12 protein-coding genes are annotated in these 17436 nt (G+C 47.9%); 5 read left to right on the forward strand and 7 right to left on the reverse strand.

The genetic code is table 11. The features are described 5' to 3' along the window. Positions 1 to 157 precede the first annotated feature (157 nt). From D0T87_RS14465 to D0T87_RS14475, 3 genes are all read left to right on the forward strand, one after another. Complete coding sequence (locus tag D0T87_RS14465; protein ID WP_163175852.1) at positions 158 to 766, forward strand: TetR/AcrR family transcriptional regulator; 609 nt, start codon at positions 158 to 160, stop codon at positions 764 to 766. A gap of 197 nt (positions 767 to 963) precedes the next feature. After that, positions 964 to 2736 carry an ABC transporter ATP-binding protein gene (locus D0T87_RS14470; RefSeq protein WP_163175853.1) on the forward strand — a complete coding sequence of 591 codons (1773 nt, stop codon included), beginning with the start codon at positions 964 to 966 and terminating at the stop codon, positions 2734 to 2736. Further along, positions 2729 to 4465, forward strand: coding sequence for an ABC transporter ATP-binding protein (locus tag D0T87_RS14475; protein WP_163175854.1), 1737 nt, complete (start codon positions 2729 to 2731; stop codon positions 4463 to 4465). Before D0T87_RS14470 ends, D0T87_RS14475 begins: the two co-directional genes overlap by 8 nt. A gap of 145 nt (positions 4466 to 4610) precedes the next feature. Here the strand turns inward: D0T87_RS14475 and D0T87_RS14480 are convergent, their stop codons facing one another. Next, on the reverse strand, positions 4611 to 5897 hold the full coding sequence (locus tag D0T87_RS14480) for an O-acetylhomoserine aminocarboxypropyltransferase/cysteine synthase family protein (RefSeq protein WP_163175855.1): 1287 nt from the start codon (positions 5895 to 5897) through the stop codon (positions 4611 to 4613). A 270-nt stretch (positions 5898 to 6167) separates the two neighbouring features. On the opposite strand from D0T87_RS14480, the gene D0T87_RS14485 reads away from it, so the two are divergent. Both D0T87_RS14485 and D0T87_RS14490 read left to right on the forward strand, forming a co-directional pair. Then, positions 6168 to 6629 (forward strand): Lrp/AsnC family transcriptional regulator, encoded by a 462-nt coding sequence (locus tag D0T87_RS14485; protein ID WP_163175856.1) that lies wholly within the window; start codon positions 6168 to 6170, stop codon positions 6627 to 6629. A 178-nt stretch (positions 6630 to 6807) separates the two neighbouring features. Then, positions 6808 to 7308 (forward strand): VOC family protein, encoded by a 501-nt coding sequence (locus tag D0T87_RS14490; RefSeq protein WP_163175857.1) that lies wholly within the window; start codon positions 6808 to 6810, stop codon positions 7306 to 7308. Positions 7309 to 7341: 33 nt separating this feature from the next. On the opposite strand, the gene D0T87_RS14495 is transcribed toward D0T87_RS14490, so the two are convergent. The 6 genes from D0T87_RS14495 to D0T87_RS14520 all read right to left on the reverse strand — a co-directional run bounded on the left by D0T87_RS14495 (position 7342) and on the right by D0T87_RS14520 (position 17434). Next, positions 7342 to 10587, reverse strand: a complete 3246-nt coding sequence (locus tag D0T87_RS14495; protein WP_163175858.1) for a DUF4450 domain-containing protein — start codon at positions 10585 to 10587, stop codon at positions 7342 to 7344. A 338-nt stretch (positions 10588 to 10925) separates the two neighbouring features. Then, on the reverse strand, positions 10926 to 12668 hold the full coding sequence (locus D0T87_RS14500; RefSeq protein WP_163175859.1) for a DUF6298 domain-containing protein: 1743 nt from the start codon (positions 12666 to 12668) through the stop codon (positions 10926 to 10928). Then, positions 12617 to 14041: a hypothetical protein gene (locus tag D0T87_RS14505; protein WP_163175860.1), complete on the reverse strand. Its 1425-nt coding sequence runs from the start codon at positions 14039 to 14041 to the stop codon at positions 12617 to 12619. Before D0T87_RS14505 ends, D0T87_RS14500 begins: the two co-directional genes overlap by 52 nt. Before the next feature lie 110 nt (positions 14042 to 14151). Beyond that, a complete protein-coding gene (locus D0T87_RS14510; RefSeq protein WP_163175861.1) occupies positions 14152 to 15057 on the reverse strand; it encodes an AraC family transcriptional regulator in 906 nt (301 codons plus the stop codon). Positions 15058 to 15096: 39 nt separating this feature from the next. Then, the gene (gene rhaD, locus D0T87_RS14515) at positions 15097 to 15906 is read right to left on the reverse strand and encodes a rhamnulose-1-phosphate aldolase (protein WP_163175862.1); all 810 of its coding nucleotides are present in this window, start codon (positions 15904 to 15906) and stop codon (positions 15097 to 15099) included. A 193-nt stretch (positions 15907 to 16099) separates the two neighbouring features. Further along, positions 16100 to 17434, reverse strand: a complete 1335-nt coding sequence (locus D0T87_RS14520; protein ID WP_163175863.1) for an MFS transporter — start codon at positions 17432 to 17434, stop codon at positions 16100 to 16102. Positions 17435 to 17436: the final 2 nt, after the last annotated feature.

Here is a 17436-nt window from a genome sequence, read left to right on the forward strand (position 1 = left end):
GCAGCGGCACCTTGCCGCTACAAAGTAAAGCAATAAGTTTGAATAAATCAGCAATAGGAGACTGTATTCTGCATAGTAAAATACCAAGAAATAGGGATTGCAGGAAACGAAAAAGAACGATTCCTTTGTATCCGAAAGAACAATGTTCTCTACTGATATGAGAGTACTAAGAGACGATAAATACAATGCTATCCTACAGTCGGCCCGTAACGAGTTTATCGATAAGGGTTTCAAAGATGCGTCTATGCGTACCATAGCACGGGAAGCGGGCGTGGGATTAAGTAATATCTATAATTATTTCACGAACAAGGATGAGATATTCCTTGCTATCGTAGAACCAGCCAAAGCTCATTTGTTTGCGTTCCTGAAAGAGAAACATACGGAGAAGCATATTGACTTTGAATTCATGTCTACCTTTGCTTATCAGGAAGAAACGGTAGAAGAGTATATACATTTGCTGGAAGAATATAAAGAGGAGTTGCGGCTATTGCTTTACCATTCGGAAGGCTCATCCATAAAGAACTTCCGGGATCTTTTTACGGAATACCTCACCGATGTATCTAATCATCACATGGGGATCGTGGCCAGGCATTATCCGCAGGTTCGCGACGCTTCTCCTTTCTTTATGCACACACTATGCGCATTTATGGTGAGCATTGTGGGAGAGATCATTACGCACGATCTGGATAAACAAAAGATACGGGAATTCTTCAGGGAGTATTTTATCTTTCAGATAGCCGGATGGCGCGAATTAATCGGAATATAAGGGAGGCAAGAACAAGCCTCCCTCTTTTTTTGAACAAAATGGAACATTGTTCGCCATTGGCAGCGAGGCGCTGCACCCAAGTTTCGATGCCGCAGGAAACTCTCCTCCTTCTGGAAGGAGGAGTACCCGAAGGGGGAGGTGGTAGGCATAATATAATACATATTTAAATACTAACATCAATTATTAAACCCTATAGTATGAATACATTAAAGAGATTCCAACAGTATATGGGAAACCGGAAAGTCCTTTTTCCCATATCCATGGTCTTGTCTGCCTTGAGTGCATTGGCGGGCATGCTACCGTATATCCTGATCTGGCTCATTGTAAAAAGCCTGTTCGCAAACGGAGGTGTAGCCTCTTCCGGTGAGGTTATCACCTACGCCTGGTGGGCGGCAGGGTCGGCCATTGCCAGTGTTATTCTTTATTTTGCCGCCTTGATGTGCTCCCACCTTGCCGCTTTCAGGGTGGAAACGAGCATACGCCGTATGGCGATGGAGAAAATTGTACGTATGCCACTCGGCTTCTTCGACAACAACACCAGCGGACGAATCCGGAAGATCATTGACGACAATGCAGGAATTACGCATAGCTTCCTGGCGCATCAACTACCCGATCTGGCGGCAACTATCATCATCCCCGTTGTAGCCGTTATCCTTATCTTCATCTTCGATTGGAAGTTGGGGCTGGCCTGCATGGTACCCATCATTGCAGCCATGGGGGTTATGATGCTTATGATGGGAGGAAAAGAGAGGAGGTTTATGACCAGCTATATGACCTCGCTTGAAGAGATGAACACAGAAGCCGTAGAATACGTCCGCGGGATTCCTGTCGTAAAGGTGTTCCAGCAAACGATCTTCTCTTTCAAGAACTTCCATAAAAGCATTATGAATTATAATAAGATGGTATTCGGCTATACCCGCTTGTGGGAAAAACCGATGTCGGCCTTTACAGTGATTATCAATAGCTTTGTGTTTCTGCTGGCGCCGGTGGCCATTCTTCTGATCGGCAATACGGGGAATTACACCGAAGTGTTGCTCAATTTCTTTTTGTTTATACTCATTACACCTGTCTTCTCGCAGAGCATTATGAAGAGCATGTATCTGGACCAGGCATTGGGACAAGCCGAAGAGGCCATCGGGCGACTTGACGATCTCACTGCATTCAGTGCTTTATCGACTTCTTCTACTCCCCAAAAGATTGAAACATTCGATATCACTTTTGATGATGTATTCTTCAACTACCCCGATACGGAGAAGAATGCGGTGGATGGAGTCAGTTTCAGCATTCCGCAGGGAAGCACCGTGGCGCTGGTCGGAGCATCGGGAAGCGGTAAGACCACCATCGCACGCCTCGTCCCCCGTTTCTGGGAAGCCACTAAAGGGCAGATCCGGATAGGTGGCGTAAACGTAAAAGATATTGCTCCGGAAGAGTTGATGAAACATGTATCTTTTGTATTCCAAAACACCAAGCTATTTAAAACCACCTTACTAGAAAACATTAAATATGGCAATCCCAACGCTACATTCGACGAAGTAGAGCGTGCCGTGGATATAGCGCAATGCCGCGATGTAATCAACAAGCAGCCGCTGCAACTGGAAACAAAGATCGGTGCCGACGGCACGTATCTGTCGGGAGGGGAGCAACAACGCATCGTGCTGGCGCGGGCCATCCTGAAAAACGCGCCTATCGTGGTGCTGGACGAAGCGACCGCTTTTGCCGATCCGGAAAACGAGCACCTTATCCATAAGGCGCTGAAAGAACTGACCAAAGGCAAAACGGTATTGATGATCGCCCACCGGCTGACGAGCATTGTTGATGCCGATCAGATTCTGGTGATCGACAACGGCAGGATTGCCGAACAGGGGAAACATAAAGAACTCATTAATAAACAAGGTATTTACTGTAATATGTGGAACGAATACCAGCAATCCGTTCGCTGGACCATCGGAAAGGAGGTTGTTCATGCTTAAAACGATTCAACAAAGGTTTGCCCTTTCGGCTAAGGGCGCCAAAGATTTCTGTAAAGGTGTATTCTTTACAACGCTGCTCGATATTGCGCTTATGTTGCCGGCAGTATTCATGTTCCTGTTCCTCGAAGATTATCTTCGCCCGATTCTCAATCCATCGGCATCCATCGTGCATGGCATCGCCTACTATATTATATTGGGGGTTGCGTTTATGATCGTGATGTACGTCATAGCCGTTCTGCAATACCGCAGCACCTTTACCACAGTGTATGACGAGAGCGCCAACCGCCGCATATCTCTGGCAGAGAAGCTACGCAAACTACCGTTGGCATTCTTCGGCGAGAAGAATCTGTCGGACCTAACGGCTACGATCATGGACGATTGCACCGACCTGGAGCATACCTTCTCGCACGCGGTGCCTCAACTGTTTGCTTCGCTTATCAGCATTGCACTTATCGCCATCGGGATGTTCTTCTACAACTGGCAACTGGCGCTGGCGCTGTTCTGGGTGGTTCCACTGGCGCTGGCATTTATTCTGCTGTCGAAGAAGAAAATACGGAAGGACTTCGGGAAGAACTACCAGAATAAACGTGTCGTGAGCGAACATATTCAGGAGGGATTGGAAACCATTCAGGAGATCAAATCATACAACCAGGAAGAGCATTACCTGAAAGTACTGAATGCAAAGATCGATCACTACGAGAAGGTGCTGACACGTGGCGAACTGCTGACCGGGGTACTCGTCAACGGGTCGCAAAGCATACTGAAACTCGGGTTGGCCAGTGTAATCATAGTAGGAGCCAACCTGGTAGCCAGCGGCACGGTCGATTTATTTATCTACCTGATATTCATGGTGATCGGTTCCCGCATTTACGGTCCCGTTAATGAAGTAATGAACAACCTGGCCGCACTGTTCTATCTTGACGTGCGCATCAGTCGCATGAACGAGATGGAAGCGCTGCCCGTCCAGCAAGGGAAAACGGAGTTTACTCCCACGGGGTATGATGTTGAATTCGACCGGGTGGACTTCTCTTATGAATCGGGTAAGCAGGTATTGAAGGATGTAACATTCACCGCCCGCCAGGGAGAAATCACGGCACTCGTAGGACCATCGGGCAGCGGAAAGAGTACGGCAGCCAAACTAGCGGCACGTTTCTGGGATATCCAGTCGGGAAAGATCAGGCTTGGCGGAGAAGACATCAGCCAGGTAGATCCTGAGACGTTGCTAAACCACTACTCCGTTGTATTTCAGGATGTAGTGTTGTTCAATGCCTCCATCATCGACAATATCCGCATCGGGAAACGCAGCGCAACCGACGAGGAGGTCCTGCGCGCCGCAGAACTTGCCCAATGCAACGAGTTCATCGACAAAATGCCGCAAGGCTATCAAACGATTATCGGCGAGAACGGCGAGACGCTATCGGGTGGCGAGCGTCAGCGTATATCCATAGCACGGGCGCTGCTGAAGGATGCACCGATTGTACTACTGGACGAGGCAACCGCATCGCTCGATGTGGAAAATGAAACCAAAATACAAGCAGGCATCTCGGAGCTGGTACGCAATAAAACGGTACTTATCATCGCCCACCGCATGCGCACAGTGGCCAATGCCGACAAGATTGTTGTATTGGACAATGGTAGCGTAGCCGAAATGGGTACACCCGAAGAGCTAAGGAAGCAGAATGGGATTTTCGCACGGATGATAGATCGGCAAACCCACCATACAGACTAACGGCTTCTGACACCCGGGTGTCAGACCCTTTCACACCCGGGTGTCAGAGGCATTGAGACCCGGGTGTCAGAACAGTTAAGGTACTTGCATTTTTACACTGTGCAAGTTTCGGTTAAATCATTCGCCGTAACTTTCCAGACTCTCATCAAGTGTTTTGCAAAGCCTGGTCTATATCCGCCAGCAAGTCATCAATATGTTCCGTTCCGACAGACAAACGTACCGTGCCCGGTGTGATACCCTGCTCGGCAAGTTCCTGTTCGCTGAGTTGAGAGTGGGTAGTGGTGGCCGGATGGATAACCAATGATTTCACATCCGCCACATTGGCCAATAGCGAAAATATCTTCAGGCTATCAATAAAGCGGTGCGCCTCCGCCTTACCACCTTTAATCTCAAATGTAAAAATAGACCCGGCCCCATTCGGGAAATACTCCTGATACAACAAATGGTCGGGATGATCGGGCAGCGACGGGTGGTTTACCTTCGCTACCTTCGGATGATTCTTCAGGTACGCCACCACTTTAAGAGCATTCTCTACGTGCCGTTCCACGCGCAAGGAAAGCGTCTCCAACCCTTGCAACAAAAGGAAAGCATTGATGGGACTAAGCGTAGCCCCTGTATCGCGAAGCAAAATCGCCCGGATGCGCGTCACATAAGCAGCAGGCCCGGCAGCATCGACAAAACGGACGCCGTGATAACTCGGATCAGGCTCCGTCAACTGAGGAAACTTGCCCGAGGCCACCCAATCGAACTTACCGGAATCCACAATTACCCCACCCAAAGAAGTACCATGCCCGCCGATGAACTTCGTAGCCGAGTGCACCACAATATCAGCACCATGTTCAATGGGGCGAATCAGGAACGGAGTGCCGAAGGTATTGTCAATAATAAGCGGTATGCCATGCCTGTGGGCAATAGCCGAAACCGCCTCAATGTTGATGATATTCGCATTCGGATTGCCCAATGTCTCAATAAAAACAGCCTTGGTATTCTCCTGAATTGCCCGTTCAAAGTTCGACAAATCCGATGGATCAACAAACGTGGTCGTCACCCCAAAAGAAGGCAATGTATTGGCCAACAGATTATACGTACCGCCATAAATTGTCTTGGCAGATACAATATGATCGCCCGCACGGGTAATATTCTGAAACGCATAAGTAATAGCAGCCGCACCCGAAGCAACAGCCAAAGCCGCTACTCCACCCTCCAATACAGCAATCCGCTCCTCAAAAACGCCCTGCGTAGGATTGGTCAACCGACCATATATATTTCCGGCATCCGTCAACCCGAAACGTGCGGCAGCATGCTCCGAATCACGAAAAACATACGATGTTGTCTGATAAATAGGTACCGCCCGTGCGCCGGTAGCCGCATCGGGTTGTTCTTGTCCAACATGAAGTTGCAAAGTCTCAAAGTGTAGGTTCTTTCTTTCCATATTATTCTTGTTTTAAAGTAAATGATTTACCGTAGGGGCGTTTTGCGAAACGCCCGATGCACAGGAAGCCATTTCCGGGCGTTTCGCGAAACACCCCTACAAAATCAGCCCAAATGCATCAGTATTATTCTTTTCTTGCAAATATAGAATGAACAGAAATATCAAACAAGATGTTTTAAAAATATGGGAAATATTACTAAATTCACCCCGCCAATCAGCATATACGTCTGATTTCAATCATAAAACAACCCCTTTAAAGAAATCTATTCTATGGATACTTTAGACAAAACCGACCTGCAAATCATGCGGATCATGCAAAACAACTCCAAACTGACAACAAAAGAGCTGGCAGCGCAAGTCAACCTCTCAACAACCCCCGTCTTTGAGCGCCTCAAAAGGCTCGAATCCGAAGGCTATATCAAAAAGTATGTAGCCATACTCGATGCCGAGAAGCTAAACTGTGGGTTTGTTGTATTTTGCAGCGTCAAACTCAGAAGACTAAACCACGATATCGCCCGCGAATTTACCCACATCATACAAAACATCCCCGAGGTCACCGAGTGCTACAATATATCCGGCGAATACGACTATCTGTTAAAGATACACGCCCCGGACATGAAATATTATCAGGAGTTCATCCTCAATGTATTAGGGACCATTGATAGCCTGGGCTCACTAACCAGCACATTTGTTATGGCAGAGATTAAACAGAGTTATGGGATCTCCATCTAACTAATGCTTCGTATTCATTTGGTCATACAAAACCAAACAACGCGAAGAAGATGCCTGTTACCGCATCTGCTTTTATTGTAACTAAAAAACAAATCCAGCTCCAAAGTCGAAGGTTTATAGAATTAAGACTATCTTTACAACATTCAACAATCGGAGATAACGCTTTAAACATACCAACATGAATAAAAAGCATTTAAAACATTGCACCCCCGTACTATTTGTAAAAGACGCTAAAATAGCGCGCGACTTCTACGAAAAGACTTTAGGAATGGAAGTTGTTTCCAATTTTGGCGACCTGAATATCTCTTTCAAAGAAGGCTTCGCGCTTTGGCAAATCATGGAGGAGAATATCATCCCCCAGAAACTAGGAAATGAGAATATAACAAACAGCAACCTGGCCAGCCGCTTCGAGCTCTGTTTTGAGACGGATAATCTGGATACTATTTATTCGGCATTAAAAGCCAATGGTACAAAATTCCTTCACGAAATCAACACAGAATTGTGGGGACAGCAAACAATTCGCTTTTATGACCCCGACGGCCACCTGGTTGAGGTTGGAGAAGCTATGCCTATCTTCCTTCGCCGTATTTATAAAGAAGAAAACTTCGATATCGAAGCAACTTCCAGGCGCACGTTTACTCCAGTCGAGATGCTCAAAAACATATTAAGAATTAAATAAGGTAGGTATATGCTCACAATATTCCCTTACAAACTACCTTAAGCGCTGCAACGTCACCCCCATAATTCCGATAACCACATCATTAGAGAGCGTTTCGAGCGTCAGCCGTTCCAGTTTCTTCTTTGGGTTCAGTTTGAGATCAAGTAAGATGCCCGCCCCGCCATCAATCGGGCGACCATAAACACCTTGAATGCCTAAATCGCGTTCCAGATCGTTGCTGACTAATCCTGATTTAAGATGCAGACGATATGGACGGGGGGCATCCAGTCTGAATGCAATATCATCAACAAAGAAGTCCTGCTCTATCGGGCACCAGTTTTCGGGGTTGATGAGTTCAACCTCTTCAAATGTTCCATCGGAGTAACAGATGCGAATAATGCCGTTTGCGATATGGCATTGCATGTGGTTGGTACTTCCTGCCATTAACAGATAGGCGCGGGAGGCTTTGCCTGACAAAGGAATTTCCAGATCGTTGGGGTAGTTGTCCCAGAGGGAGGTGAAAGAGATATTCCGTCCTGTGGCAGGCGTGCGGAAAGGCACACCTACCGAGGTTTGCAATAAGCCTTTATCTACTTTTGCACGAAGTCCGCTGTCATCAATATCGGCCATTGTTTTGGGGTGGCACCACTCGCCAATGCCTTGTTTGGGCAGTTGTAATGTGGTATAAGGCGACCGGGGAGTGAGGTATTCATTGCGGAAGATATCGGTTACGGACGAATTAAAGAGTTTATCCATCACAACCGGTTCACAGTGTTTAGCGTCAACATTCACAAATGCAGGTTCAATCACCTTTTCCTCCGCCAATACTTCCACAGATACAGGTTGCCACCAGGACAAGTCTCCCTGATGGAGTTTAACAAAGAAAGTACGATGCCCGGGGACACCTGCGATACTCCCGGCGATGCGGTTAGTCTTATCCGGGGTTTTCAACGTAGTGTTACCGAATAAGTGTTGCGGATCGGAGACTTCCGAGATTGACTGCGTAAACACGGCTTCAAAAGAATCGCCTTGTTTATACGCGCCTTTCTGAACTATATCTTCAGTCTCCAACGGTTGGCCCCCCCACTCTATCAGCACTTCGGCAGATTCCGTAGCCGGAGCCTGAATGGAAAGAAGCGGATATCCTACCACAGCATCGGAGAGTTCCCATTTCACCGGAGCCCCGTTTACGGTTACCCGGGAGATTTTGTCCATGCGTGCACGCACGCGCAGTTCCAATGCAAGCGGTGTTTCAAATGTTTGGAGTACTTTATAACGGTCTGTTGTTCCCTCTTGCATGTAAGAGAAGGTAATATCGGGTGTGTTCAGTTCTGCAAAGGGCCATGCCTTGGGGAAGGATGGGCTAACGACCAGCCTCCCGTTCAGCGCATCGGGCAAAATGCCATAAAGTCCTTGGATAAAGACTCTGGATGCTACGCCAATAGGGTCGCCAAAGTCGCGATAACATTCGCCGCGGGCGGCATCGTAGAAGGATACCTGCCCGAAGTTGCCGGGGCTACCGCCCAGATACATGCCGTCGAGCACCGAACTTTTCAACAGGTTGAATCCGGCATCTCCGCGGCCGGCCTGGAAGTAGGCTAATGCGGTATGCATCACCTCGGCAAAAGCTACGTTATTGATGCTCCACGAATAAGGAAGCCAGTTGGTGGTCGATATGGTTTCGTATCCTTCATCGTGCAAACCGGCAGCTTTCACCGGGATGTGGGGAATTTCGGTATCTACGTAACGGGTGGCCTGATAGGCTTGGAAAGCATCGGCCACTTCGCCATCCATCGCGTGATAGATGGTCCACAAACCGGCACTTTCGTGCAAGCGTTGTTTGCCCATAAAGTCTTTATACTCTGCCCAATAGCCTTTGTCGGGCATCCAGAGGGTGGAGTTGAGTGCAGTGAGTATTTTCCCGGCTTCTTTGCAATAGGGCGTTGGATCTTCTCCTATCTTTTCGGCAATGAGGGCGGCCATTTTATTGGCACGATAGTTATAGGCGGTAGAATGGGTCACGGCACCGGAGTTATAGTACAGCGCGTCGCTTGCCCAGATACAGGCATAGGCATCGTACAGTCCGTCGTTGTTGGGGTCGTAGTTCCGTTTTTCCCAAGCCAGGTGACGGGTGATTACAGGCCACATCTTGCGGGCATACGCCAGATCGCCCGTCCAGTTGAAATGCCAAAGCAGCTCGTCCATGTAGCAAAGGTTCATATCGTAATGATGCATCTGGTCGTTGCGGTAAGGGTTACGGCAGATGTACCCGTTGCTATATTGGGGAGTGCCCCACTGTTTTATGGAGCGGGCGAGGTTCATATCGGGGTCTTGCGCGGGGTGAGGAATGGTGTTCGGTACTTCGGTCACCTGACTGGCGGCATAGGCATCGAAGTGCGTGCGGGCACGGTTGTGCCAGCCGAGGGCATCGCCGGTATATGCTGCGCGCCAACCGCTTAAGGGCATACGCCAGCCTACAGCGCCGTGTAGCCACACCTCGCCATCCCAGATGCCATCGGCGGCAACGGCCAATGCGCCACCAAGGGTATTGATATAAGGGTCGGGGGTGCGGAATTGAATCCGTCCGGCAAGGGCGGCACGGGTGGCCTCAGTCTCTTCAAACAGCTTCTCGGCAACTTCGGGAGGAAGTAGATTTAGCCACATATCTTGAAGCACTAAATAGCCAACTGCATGTTCACTGTCTACATCCCATCCGCAACTTCTTGTATATCCCGGATTGAGTGGCGCTTCGAAACTGTCGGCCGGGTCTACGCCCATATCTCCGTTGCGGTTCAATCTTTCGCCTTTTATTCTTACCTGAGAAGCAATAAGATCTGTTCCTTGGGGCATATTCCAGGCTTCGATTTTCCAGATGGCACCTTCTTCTTCGTAGAGGGCTAACGCAGTGATGTGCAGTTCTCCTTTTCCCCAAAGAGGATCGGTGAGGCGATAGCTTCGCCGTCCCGGAGTATAACGAGCTTCGCAATGTGCTATGGAATCAAGAAATACAGCTCTGTGGTGGGGAATGACTATTCGAAAACTAATATTCTGACTGTAGTTCTTATCATAGGCTGCAAATACGGGACGGTCGCTCGTTTCCAGACGAAAAGCAGTATGACCGCCGTACAACGCACGTGTGTACCGATTGGAACCATTAACACAAACAAAGTCTTCGCCATCGGGCGTGTAGTGCAAGGTACGGGGCGAACGGTGTTTGGCCTCACTTAACGACGCCAGTGGCTGGGCAATAGTTGTGGTTGTTATTAGTAACCAGAAGAGGATGGTAAAAGAATGACGCATGTATTGATATGATTTAAAAGACTAATGGATTAAGGGACTAAAATAAGGAGAATAATAGAATTTAATATATTGTTTTTTGACTGTAATGCTATTATTTATGACATTTATTGCATTTATTTAAACAGCCAAGTGTCGCGAAATCATATAATTCCTTCAAAAACACCGGCTCCCTGACGCTTGTAGAGGCATTTTTTGCGTTTGCTGCAAACATCAACCTGCGTTTGCAGCAAACGCGATGTTGTCTTTGCAGCAAACGCAAGCTCACGTTTGCAGCAAACGCAAAACGGACTGTCGAAGAGGTGGTTTTGCAAAGTAAATAATCTGCACACTGTCAAAGATTACTTCCCCGATAACCAAAGCACCGCATCTTTAGAAGCAGGTGTGTTCAACTCCACAATCTTCCCGGCAGATACCTTTTGCGTTTTGCCTTCTTGTTTACCGGTCAGCGGATTGAGCCATCGTAGTGCATAACTTCCTTTATCACCTGTCAAATCCAGCGATACAGTTCCCGGTCGGCAATAAATGATATATCCTGTTGAGGGTTCGCCCATTCCCCAATACTTCCCTTCCGAGGTTGCACCAGCCATAGGTTGCATCAACGCCGCATCCGTATAGAAGCGAGAATTATCTACTTTAGGGATGGCACAGAGCGATCCGCCGGCAATATATGCCACCCAATCCCGAGTATTGGAACTCTTAAAGTTATAGACAATCACTTTATCCGGATATTCGCTGCGGTACTCACTCACCGCCCGGTAAACGGCATCGGGACCATCATCTCCTACTTCCTCTAAACGGGCATACTGCCGCTGAGCCAGACTGACACCACCCTGCGGAGCATAAAGCGAACCATCTGCACGGTAGTGCCATTGCCTGATATCTATAATATCTACCATCGCGGCGTAGGCAGCATCCGCCAATACAGCGTCGGTTACATCTTTAGTAGCCGAAAGCATCACCTTAACATCCTTATTTGTTTCCCGCTCCCACTCACGGATCACATCGAGCCAGAACTGCACAAAATGCAGCGGACCGGTATACTCCAATCCCAAATGATGAACCACATTGGTGTGATCGCCCAGCTCGTCCAGATGCTTGCGGATGTGCTGAAGATGATATCCCACCAATCGTTCATTCGAGAGATCATAAAACTGATCGGCCATAAACACCCGCTTATCGCCGGCATAATACGTATTCTCCGGGAAACTCAGGCCATTGATGTTGTTTGCCGACCGCCACGGATAATCGGCCCAATGGGCACCCTCTTCTATGATATTATGTTGCAGATAATGATCCTGAATGAATAACAGCCCATCACGGTCGGCAATCCCGGCAAACCGCTTAAGCCGCAACCAATACCACGGATTAAACTGATCCAGGTCATATTTGCTCAAACGGTCGAACGCCTCGCCCACTCCGCTCCGGCTAAAAGGCTGTTCATAGAATGGCGCCCACACATCGGCATCTACCCGGCGCGACCGCCCGTGATCGTCGCGACGGCGCTCGTACCACAGTGCCGGAAAATGATTTAATGCCACAGCCCCTCTACGACGCAAGGTTACAGCAACCGAGTCCAGTTGATCCGTCAACCCCTGCCCCTCCCTGCCGGGAACGAAACGGGTTAGGTGCACCCCCGCTTTTGTTACAACACTTGGTCGCAGATTACCACGCCACAACGCCGTACGCTGGGTTCTGCCCAGCAGTGGTATATCATTTTGCACAATCCTGCCATTCACAACCTCAATAGGCAAAGCAACCGGCCGGGGGGCAACATTGCGCACTTTCTTTTTCGGAATATCATCTATATCAGTCGATGAATAATCCAGCGTAAACGGATGCCGGGCTACGATTGTATCAATCCACTGATCCATAACCAGCTCCGGAAAAGCCGAACGTTTATTCATTAAAGCCGTATACTCAGGGTTGGTTTCACTTAACGGCGGACCCGGCACAAAGAGAACATCATTCGTTTCTTCCGATTTCTTCCCGATCCGCGCCTCCCATTGCGCATAATAAAAACTCTTTGGCGTCAGAAACCGGCGGGGCATTTCATGGTTACCGCTTCCGTAACCCTGCCCCATGTACCGAAAGCCCAGTTATACGCCTGCGGCGGAGCATCCAGATGCAACTGAGGCACACGACACTCCCAACAAAGCGAGTTTACCCCGCTCCATCCGCCGCCTTGCCCATCCACATCGCGGAAGGAAATCTTCAATGCGCCACCATCCACAGTTACCCGGTCAAACAGAATTCCGTTCGACCAGCCTCCCAGCGTCCCACTAAAACTATACGGATGATAAGAATAACACTGCACGAAGGCATTCGGCCCCGACACCGAAGGACCAACCGAGAAATCATGATAACCATATTCGGCATAGCACCGCTGGAATAATGTTTGTTGCCCCAGGGTTTGGAAAGCATACCGGCGATATCCACCGATCTCTCCCACCGGATGCAGGCTCTTACAATCTTCCACCGTAAACCGGCGAACGCCTTCCCAGAGTGCTACAATGCTACTCACAAAATGCTTGCCCGTCACCCGCCGTACCCAACCGTCTTCAACATTCTCCACGGTAATCGCCATCCAACGATGATTTTCGTCTTTTGGGTTCGCGGGGTTATATTCGGACACACAGCGTAGATTCTCAACACCCACATTCTTCAATCGGCCGTTCCATCGGTAACGGTGAATATAACTTTGTCCATATGCAGGGTCCAGTGCATTCGTCAGCGGCACATCTATTGTGACAGATGTGGAAGAAGCCTCAACAACTGTACGCTCCCAACGAAGATCAAAATCTCCCGCTTCCCAATGCGTAAGCTGATAGTCGACATAAAACCCGATCTTATCGGCACCGATAGATTGCAACCATTCAGTGGTGGAAGGACGCGTAATCCGGATCTTATCACCAGCTTTCAAGTTGTGTCCTTCGTTCAAAGGAATTACGGTTGCATTTAACGGAACGTATTGCGAAGCCACCGGTATACTATCCCAGAGCACACAGTCCTCCTGTCCGGCAATGCGGATCAACGTAGAGCGATCCACCCCTGCACCTACAAGAACCGTTCCATCTTCATCATAGCCACTCCCCCGCAGCACAACCCCCGATTGGGTGATATGCAGACTGCCGTCTACTCTATATATTCCCTTTTCGAGTTGAACAGCGCCACGGAAGCCCTCGGCATTCATTGGCAGGGCACTCACATAATCTATTGCCTGCTGAATACGCCCGGTTGCATCTCCTTCGAAATATGAAACTTTGACCTTAGCCTCGACCCAAGGAATAGGGACATTAGATACCTGATACCCGCAATACGAATAGTCGGGAATCCGATCGCCATTCTCAAAGGTGCGATACTGAATACGACTATCAGGGGCAATCGTTAACGACTGACCACTTGTTTTGATCCCCGCACAAAGACAGAGAACAACCATACATAAACGATAAAACATAGGCCCAACGTTTTTAAATAATATTCGTTCAGGCTTTCATTCTTTTATTTAAGGATTAGAAGAGTTTAGGTTGAATTTATTGTGTTGACTAAGGTTATTCTTAGTTTAGCTTATTCCGTTCCCCGCCCAAAACTACGATATTCCAACGGTGTAAATCCGGTGCGCTTCTTAAACAACGAGAAGAAGTGCTCAGTCGATTTATAGTCAAGCATAAAGGAAATCTCTTTCACGGAATGCGAGGTTTCAACCAATAATTGCTTGGCCTTCCTGAGTTTCAACTCCTGGAAGTACTTGGCCGGAGCATAGCCGGTATAGTCTTTAAAGACCTTACGGAACCAAGAGTAACTGATATTCAATTTCATTGCCAGCTCCTCCGGGTCAATATTCTTAAAGACATTTTCGTTCATAATGATCTTAGCCTGCTCAATCTTCTGGTCTACATCACCAATCTCGAATATCTTGTTTTTAGAGATAGACAGTATCATGCCAATAATATGAAGCACAATCCCCGAAAGATACTGCTGGGCAGAGATCTTATCATTTTCGGCTATCTCAATGGCACGCGAAAAGAGCGTTACCAATTCTTCATTCAGTCCAACCTCAAGAATTTGATTGTCTTTCGTCAGGAAAGCATTCTTTATCAGATTATCGACCATCGGGCCTTCAAAACCAATGTAGTACTCGTTCCAGCCGGTTTGTTGCAAGGGCTGATACGTATGCCATTGCCCAGGGAACAACACCATTAGCCGGCCCTTACATACTTGTTTTTCGGGAGTAGTGTCGGAGGAGAACAGTCCACGGCCCTTTGTGATATACACAATCTGATACTCGTGGAGCACCCTGCCCTTCTGTATATTAAAGTAATAGCCCGAAGGATGGTCTTTGACGGGATAGGGAGAATTGGGCTGTATAGCCTGAAACCCCACAGTGTTAACCCACAGACCGAATTTACGATCCATATCATTAACAATGAGGTATTTAAACTCTACACCCAAATCATTGTAATTCTTTGCCATACGTGTGTTTCATGGTACTCCGCATGGCAAAGATAAAAATTATTTCGGAAGGTTAAAAGCAACCGACATTTCTTTCATCTGCTCGTCCGACATTCCATCGGGTTCGAAGCCCATAGATTTAGCTGCAATATAGATCAAAGCCGATTTATTCAATACGTCTATCTGATCGAAAGCGGCCATTACATCTACATCAACAGAGAAGATACCGTGCTTTTCCCACATCACTACATCATAGTCTTCCAATTCCTTGATCGTAGCATTACCCAACTCTACCGAACTTGGAAGCTCGTAAGGAATAATACCTAATCCACGAGGACAGAATGCCTTCGTTTCAGGAATCATGCTCCACAATACCCGCGTAGCTATGTCTTTCTCCAGGAACTTCGGACTGTGCGTCATCGCTATCAATTCAATAGGATGCGTGTGCACAGATGCTTTATAAGGCGAACCGATACTGATGAGGTAGTTATGCACACCCAGGTGAGATGGAAGTTCGGAAGTTGGGGCAACCGGATTGTCGGCAATAATTACATAGCTGGCACAATCGTCCAGGATGCGGATAAACGAACCGTTTTCCATAGGCCAACGAGCCAGGTCGCGCATACGTTTATTGGTACCTTTACAGAAGAAGTAACAACCTTTCAGGTGTGGCAACACCGCACCGATTTGGCGAACTTCACTAATAGGCGCCAACCCGCGAATTTCATCATCAATATGCTCAGTTACATTAACGGTAATGTTTCCACCGTTACGTTCGGCCCACCCTTTTTGCCAAAGGTATCCGGCCACTTCAGCCACCTGATTTACCTCATGGGCCAGTGCCGGACGGTTTTCTAGAATTGATTTCATTGATTTGTATTTTTATGTACTAATGTTATTTACTTTATATTGATTTTAACCGCAGAGTTACGCAAAGTTACGCAGAGATATAAATCTAGTGTTTAAAACTTTGCGTAACTCTGCGTACTCTGCGGTTAAAATCAAATTCAGGCAAATATAAGCTAATTATAAAAACATACTTATATATTTTGTGTATTTTCGATTAAAAGTCTTTTCCATACCTTTCCTCGGTTATTTGCTTCAGCGATTTACCTTGCGTTTTAGGTGTCCAAACCGTTCCTACTACCAAGGCGATAAGCAGCCAGCCAATCATAATGTAACCTGATGTTTCGAAGCCGCTATGCTCGTAGATGCCGGTGAATACCAAACTCCAGATGGCCGCTGCACCCCGCACAATGAAGAACATCACACCCTGAGCAGCCGCGCGATACTTGGCCGGAAAGAGTTCCGATGCCCAAAGCGCATAGAACGCCTGTACGCCGACCCCGGCATGAATGCCCCATAGAATGGTGAATGTCCAGAGAGCTGATAGATTATTGATTCCGACAAAGACAAGGATTCCCCAGGCAATCAACCCGATAGAAGTTCCGATAAAGTACAGCCAACGTTGGTTCACTTTGTCTACCAGCATGGCAAAACCAAAGTAGGTAACTACCACAATGATCAGCCACTGAATGGCAGGCAACATATTGGCTTGCGCGTTGGTCAGTCCGCCCGCGGTTTCGAAGATGTGCGGCTGGAACATTCCCATCACTCCCGCAACGAAGTTCCAGGTAACGTAGATGGTCACCAGGAAGATCAGGGTACGAACGTTCACCTTATTTGTAAAGAGAGCACCGAAAGAGGAGAATACACTTGGTTGTTTGACAGCAGATTTTCTTGCCTCTTCCCAATCTTCCGACTCGTTGAGCTTGCGTTGAAGGTTCCAGGCAATGAAGGCAACAATAAACAGCGTACCGAAGATGATGCGATTGCCGAATACAGCCAGCGCAGCAGGGTCACTTTCTCCGTGGAAAAAGATAGCTAGCTGACGTACCGAGTTACCCAACAATCCATCCGGAGCAACGAGCATTCCAAACAGCAGGATAATAGCCGGACCTACCCCCCAGGCAAATTGAGAGATACCGATATTCCGACCCCGGTTGTTGATTTCAGAGTTCTCAGAGATGTAAGTCCATGAAGCCGGCACACCCGCTCCTACCGAGATACCGGTAATCAGGAACCCGAGCAACAGCATAGGGAAAGTGGTAGAGAGCATGATAATAAGTACCCCCACCATGTAAACCAGCATGTTGTAAGTATAGATCGTTTTACGACCGTACTTGTCGGCCAGGAACCCTCCGATGATAGCACCAAGAGCAGCTCCGAAACAGTTCGCACTAATGGCGTTCAGCCAACCAAGATTCGTCTCAGTAAGGCCAAGATAGTTCTGCCAGAGGGTCAATCCGCTTGCTCCGGCCACAATAGATCCCGCATCCAGATAGTTGGTCAGCGAGACGGCAATGGTACTTTTTAAACTTCCTTTTTTAACCTCCATCG

The organism is Bacteroides sp. 51 (assembly GCF_010500965.1).
Lineage (GTDB): Bacteria > Bacteroidota > Bacteroidia > Bacteroidales > Bacteroidaceae > Bacteroides.